The organism is Actinosynnema sp. NPDC059797 (assembly GCF_042732085.1).
GTDB lineage: Bacteria > Actinomycetota > Actinomycetes > Mycobacteriales > Pseudonocardiaceae > Actinosynnema.
Map to the genome: position 1 here is coordinate 1 of NZ_JBHWIE010000428.1, position 5,528 is coordinate 5,528.

General features: G+C 76.4%; 1 pseudogene. It reads left to right on the top strand.

Annotation, left to right across the window (positions count from 1 at the left end):
• Positions 1 to 160: 160 nt before the first annotated feature.
• Positions 161 to 5,528: pseudogene (locus ACFV4N_RS39015) on the top strand (type I polyketide synthase); the annotation flags it as partial.

The following is a 5,528-nucleotide window of genomic DNA, read 5'->3' on the forward strand; positions in this document are numbered from 1 at the left end:
CACCAGCACCACCACGCCGTCCCGCGACCCAGCCGGTCGCGGGGCGTGCCGTGTCCGAAGTTCGACCCGCGATCGGCGGGTGTTCGACCAGCGCCGCCGGCGATCGACCAGCCAGACCAGTGGAGCGCGGATGAGCGAGTCCGAGAACGTCACGCCCCAGCCCGCCGACACCAGCGCGCTGCGCGCGCGGCTGGTCGACCTGCCGGTGGCCGAGCAGGTTCGCGTGCTGCTCGGCATCGTGCAGGAGCAGGCCGTCGCCGCGCTCAAGGCGGTCCTGCCGGACGCGCCCGACCAGGTGGAGCCCTCGCGGCCCTTCCGCGAGGTGGGCTTCGACTCCCTCGCCTCGGTCGACCTGCACCGCAGGCTGACCGCCGCCACGGGCCTCGACCTGCCGGTGACGCTCGTCTACGACCACCCCACGCCGCTGGCCGCCGCGAAGTTCGTGCGCGGCGTGCTGCTCGGCGAGCGGCTCACCAAGGCTGTCGCGGTGGCCAAGCCCGTGGCCGGCCGGCACGACGACCCGATCGCCATCGTGGGCGTCGGCTGCCGCTACCCCGGCGGCAGCGACACCCCGGAGAAGCTGTGGGGGATCGTGGCGGACCACCGCCACGTCATCGCCGACTTCCCCGACGACCGCGGCTGGGACCTGGACGCGCTGTTCGACCCGGACCCCGGCAAGCCCGGCAAGTCCTACGTCCGCAAGGGCGGCTTCCTCACCGAGGCCGCCGAGTTCGACGCCGACTTCTTCGGCATCAGCCCGCGCGAGGCGCTGGCCATGGACCCGCAGCAGCGGCTGGTCCTGGAGACCGCGTGGGAGGCGCTGGAGCACGCGGGCGTCGACCCGCTGGCGCTGCGCGGCAGCCAGACCGGCGTCTACATCGGCGTCGAGCCCCAGGAGTACGGCCCGCGGCTGCACCAGGCGCCGGAGGGCCTCGACGGCTACCTGCTGACCGGCAACGCGCCCAGCGTGGTGTCCGGCCGGCTGGCCTACTCGTTCGGCTTCGAGGGGCCCACGGTCTCGATCGACACGGCGTGCTCGGGCTCGCTGGTGGCGCTGCACCTGGCCGTGCAGGCGCTGCGCGACGGCGAGTGCTCCCTGGCGCTGGCCGGCGGCGTCGCGGTCATGGTGCACCCCGGCGCGTTCACCGCGTTCAGCACCCAGCGCGGCCTCGCGCCCGACGGCGTGTGCAAGCCGTTCGCCGCCGCCGCCGACGGCACCGGCTGGGCCGAGGGCGTCGGCGTGCTGGTCGTGGAGCGGCTGTCCGACGCGATCCGCAACGGCCACCGCGTGCTCGGTGTCGTGAAGGGCACCGCGATCAACCAGGACGGCGCGTCCAACGGCCTCACCGCGCCCAGCGGCCCGTCGCAGCAGCGCGTCATCCGGCAGGCGCTGGCCAACGCCGGGCTGGAGCCGCACGAGGTCGACACCGTCGAGGCGCACGGCACCGGCACCCGCCTGGGCGACCCGATCGAGGCCCAGGCCATCCTCGCCACCTACGGCCAGGACCGCCCCGGGGACCGGCCGCTGTGGCTCGGCTCGATCAAGTCCAACATCGGCCACTCGCAGGCCGCGGCCGGCGTCGCCGGCGTCATCAAGCTCATGTACGCCATGCGCGACCGCGTGCTGCCCAAGACGCTGCACGTGGACGAGCCCACCCCGCACGTCAACTGGTCGTCCGGCCGCGTCGAGCTGCTGACCGAGCCGCGCCCGTGGGAGGCGTTCGACCGCCCCCGCCGGGGCGCGGTGTCGTCGTTCGGCGTGAGCGGCACCAACGCGCACGTGATCATCGAGGAGCCCGCGCCGTCCCTGGTCGGCGGCGGCGCGGACGAGGCGCCCGTGCCCGGCGCGCTGCCGCTGGTCGTGTCCGGGCGCTCCGAGGCGGCGCTGCGCGACCAGGCCGCCCGCCTCGCCGGGTTCCTGGACTCCGACGTGGACCTCGTCGACACCGCCCACGAGCTCGCCGGCCGCCGGGCCGCGCTGGAGCACCGCGCGGTGGTGTTCGCGCAGGACCGCGCCGAGGCGCTGCGCGGCCTGACCGCGCTGGCCGGTGGCGAGGACGCCGCCGGGCTGGTGCGCGGCGCGACCGGCTCGGGCGAGCTGGCGTTCCTGTTCACCGGCCAGGGCTCGCAGCGGCTGTCCATGGGCCGCGAGCTGTACCTCGCGTACCCGGTGTTCGCCCGCGCGCTCGACGCCGCGTGCGGCTACCTCGACCTCCAGCTCCCGCACCCGCTCGGCGACGTGCTGTTCGCCGAGGAGGGCTCCGAGCTGGCCGCCCTGCTCGACCAGACCGCTTACGCGCAGAGCGCGCTGTTCGCCGTCGAGACCGCCCTGTTCCGGCTGGTCGAGTCCTGGGGCCTGCGCCCCGACCACCTGGCCGGGCACTCGCTGGGCGAGCTGACCGCCGCGCACGTCGCCGGCGTGCTGTCCCTGGAGGACGCGGCCCTGCTGGTCGGCGCCCGGGGCAGGCTGATGCAGGCGCTGCCGACCGGCGGCGCGATGGTGTCCGTGCGCGCCGGCGAGGACGACGTGCTGCCGCTGCTGGCCGGCCGCGAGCACGAGGTCGGCCTCGCGGCGGTCAACGGGCCCGCCGCCGTGGTGATCTCCGGTGTCGAGGGCGCCGTGCTGGAGGTCGCCGAGGCGCTGGCGGCCAAGGGTTTCAAGACCAAGCGGCTGCGCGTGTCGCACGCGTTCCACTCGCCGCTGATGGAGCCGATGCTGGCGGAGTTCCGCCGGGTCGCCGAGGTCATGACCTACTCGCCGCCGAAGGTGCCGGTCGTGTCGAACGTGACCGGCAGGCTGGCCACGTCCGAGCAGCTGTGCTCCCCGGAGTACTGGGTGCGGCACGTCCGCGAGGCCGTGCGGTTCCGCGACGGCGTGCGCGAGCTGGCGGCGCGCGGCGTCACCACGTTCCTGGAGATCGGGCCGGACGCGGTGCTCACCGCCATGGCCCAGGACTGCGTCGGCGGCGAGGAGGGCGACGCGGAGGACGTGGCGTTCGCCGCGCTGCTGCGCCGCGACCGCGACGAGGTGGCCGAGGTCCGCTCGGCCGTCGCCCTGGCCCACGTGCGCGGCGGCTCGGTCCGGTGGACCTCGCTGCTGCCGGCGGGCAGCGGCAAGCGCGTCGACCTGCCGCCGTACGCGTTCCAGCGCAAGCGCTACTGGCTGGCGGGCGACGCGGGTTCCGCCGACGCCACCGACCTCGGCCAGCTCTCCGCCGACCACCCGCTGGTCGGCGCGGTCGTCGGCCTCGCGGGCGGCGAGGGCGTCGTGCTCACCGGCCGGGTGTCGCTGCGCACCCACCCGTGGCTGGGCGACCACACCATCTCCGGCACGGTCCTGCTGCCCGGCACCGCGTTCGTGGAGCTGGCCGTGCGCGCGGGCGACCAGGTCGGCTGCGGCCTGCTGGAGGAGCTGGCGCTGGAGGCGCCGCTGGTGCTGCCCGAGCGCGGCGGCGTGGTGCTCCAGGTCGTCGTGGACGCCCCGGACGAGGGCGGTCGCCGCACCATCGCCGTCTACTCCCGGCCGGAGAACGCGGCCGGCGACGCGGTGTGGACGCGGCACGCGGGCGGCGTGCTGTCGGCCGAGCCCGCGCCGGCGGGCGACTCGCTGGAGACGTGGCCGCCGCGTGACGCCACCGCGGTCGACGTGACGACCGTGTACGAGGACCTGGCGGCCCAGGGCTACGGCTACGGCCCCGTCTTCCAGGGCCTGCGCAAGGTGTGGCGGCGCGGCTCCGGCCCGTCCGCCGAGGTGTACGCCGAGGTCGCGCTGCCCGAGGGCAGCACGGCAGCCGCCGCGTCCTTCGGCCTGCACCCGGCGATCCTGGACGCGTCGCTGCACGCCATCGATGCCGCGGGCGCCGCGCCCGGCCCGGACGGCGAGGTGCGCATCCCGTTCGCCTGGAACGACGTGGCGCTGCACGCCTCGGGCGCCTCGGCGGTCCGGGTGCGGATCACCCCGGCCGGCTCGGACGCCGTCTCGCTGACCGTCACCGACCCGCTGGGCGCGCCGGTCGCCACGATCGGGTCGTTCGTCTCCCGCGCGGTCACCGCCGAGCAGCTGGAGGCGGCCCGGCGCGAGCACCACGAGTCGCTGTTCCGGCTGGAGTGGACCTCCCGGTCGGTGGCGCCGGCCAGGATCGGCCGCGCGGCGGTGCTCGGCGCCGGCCTCGACCTGCCCGGCGTGGCCGCGTTCGACGACCTGCCCGGCCTCGGCGACACCCTGGCGCGCGGCGCGACCGTGCCCGAGATCGTGCTGTTCCGCGTCCCGTCGGCCGACGGCGACGTGCCCTCCGCCGTCCGCTCCGCGCTGGGCGCGGTGCTGGAGCTGGTGCGGGCGTGGCTGGCCGACGAGCGGTTCGCCTCCTCGCGGCTGGCCGTGGTCACCCGCGACGTGGTCGACGCGGACCTGGCGCAGACCCCGGTGTGGGGCCTGGTGCGGGCCGCGCAGGCGGAGAACCCCGACCGCTTCACCCTGGTCGACCTCGACGACGCGCCCGAGTCGGCGGCGCGGCTGCTCGACGCCGTGGCCTCCGGCGAACCGGAGCTGGCCGTGCGCGGCGGGCAGGTCAGCGTGCCGAGGCTGGCGCGCGTCCCGGTGACCGAGGGCGGCGAGTCGCCCTGGGACGGGACGGTGCTGGTCACCGGCGGCACGGGTGGCCTGGGCGCGCTGGTGGCCCGGCACCTGGTCGTCCGGCACGGCGTGCGCAGCCTGGTGCTGACCTCGCGTCGTGGCTTGGACGCGCCGGGCGCGGTGGAGTTGCGCGACGAGCTGGCCGGGTTGGGCGCGGCGGTGGACGTGGTGGCGTGCGACGTGTCCGACCGGGACGCGCTGGCCGCCACCCTGGACGGCATCGCGGACCTGACCGGCGTCGTGCACACGGCGGGCGTCGTCGCCGACGGCACCGTGGGCACGCTCACCGACGAGCACCTGGACTCGGTGCTGCGGCCCAAGACCGACGCCGCCTGGCACCTGCACGAGCTGACCCGCGACCGCGACCTCAAGGCGTTCGTCCTGTACTCGTCGCTGGCCGCGCTGCTGGACAACCCCGGCCAGGGCAACTACGCCGCGGCCAACCTGTTCCTCAACGCGCTGGCCGAGCGGCGGCGCGCCGAGGGCCTGCCCGCGACCGCGCTGACCTGGGGCCTGTGGCTCGGCGACGGCGGCATGGGCTCGGTGCTCGACGCGGCGGCGCTCCAGCGCATCGAGCGCTCCGGGATGCCGGGCCTCACGCCCGAGGAGAACCTGGCGCTGTTCGACGCCGCCCTGACCACCGGCGAGCCCGTGGTCGCCCCGGTCCGGGTGGACCTGGGCGCGCTGCGCGCCCGCGTGGACGGCGTGCCCGCGCTCCTGCGCGGCCTGGTGCCGGTGGCGGGCAGGCGCGCCGCGGGCACGGCCAACGCCGCGTCCGGCGGCACCACCCTCGCCTCGCGGCTGGCCGAGCTGCCCGAGGCCGACCGCGACGCGCTGCTGCTGGACCTGGTGCGCACGCACGTGGCCGCGGTGCTGGGCCACGACAGCCCCGAGG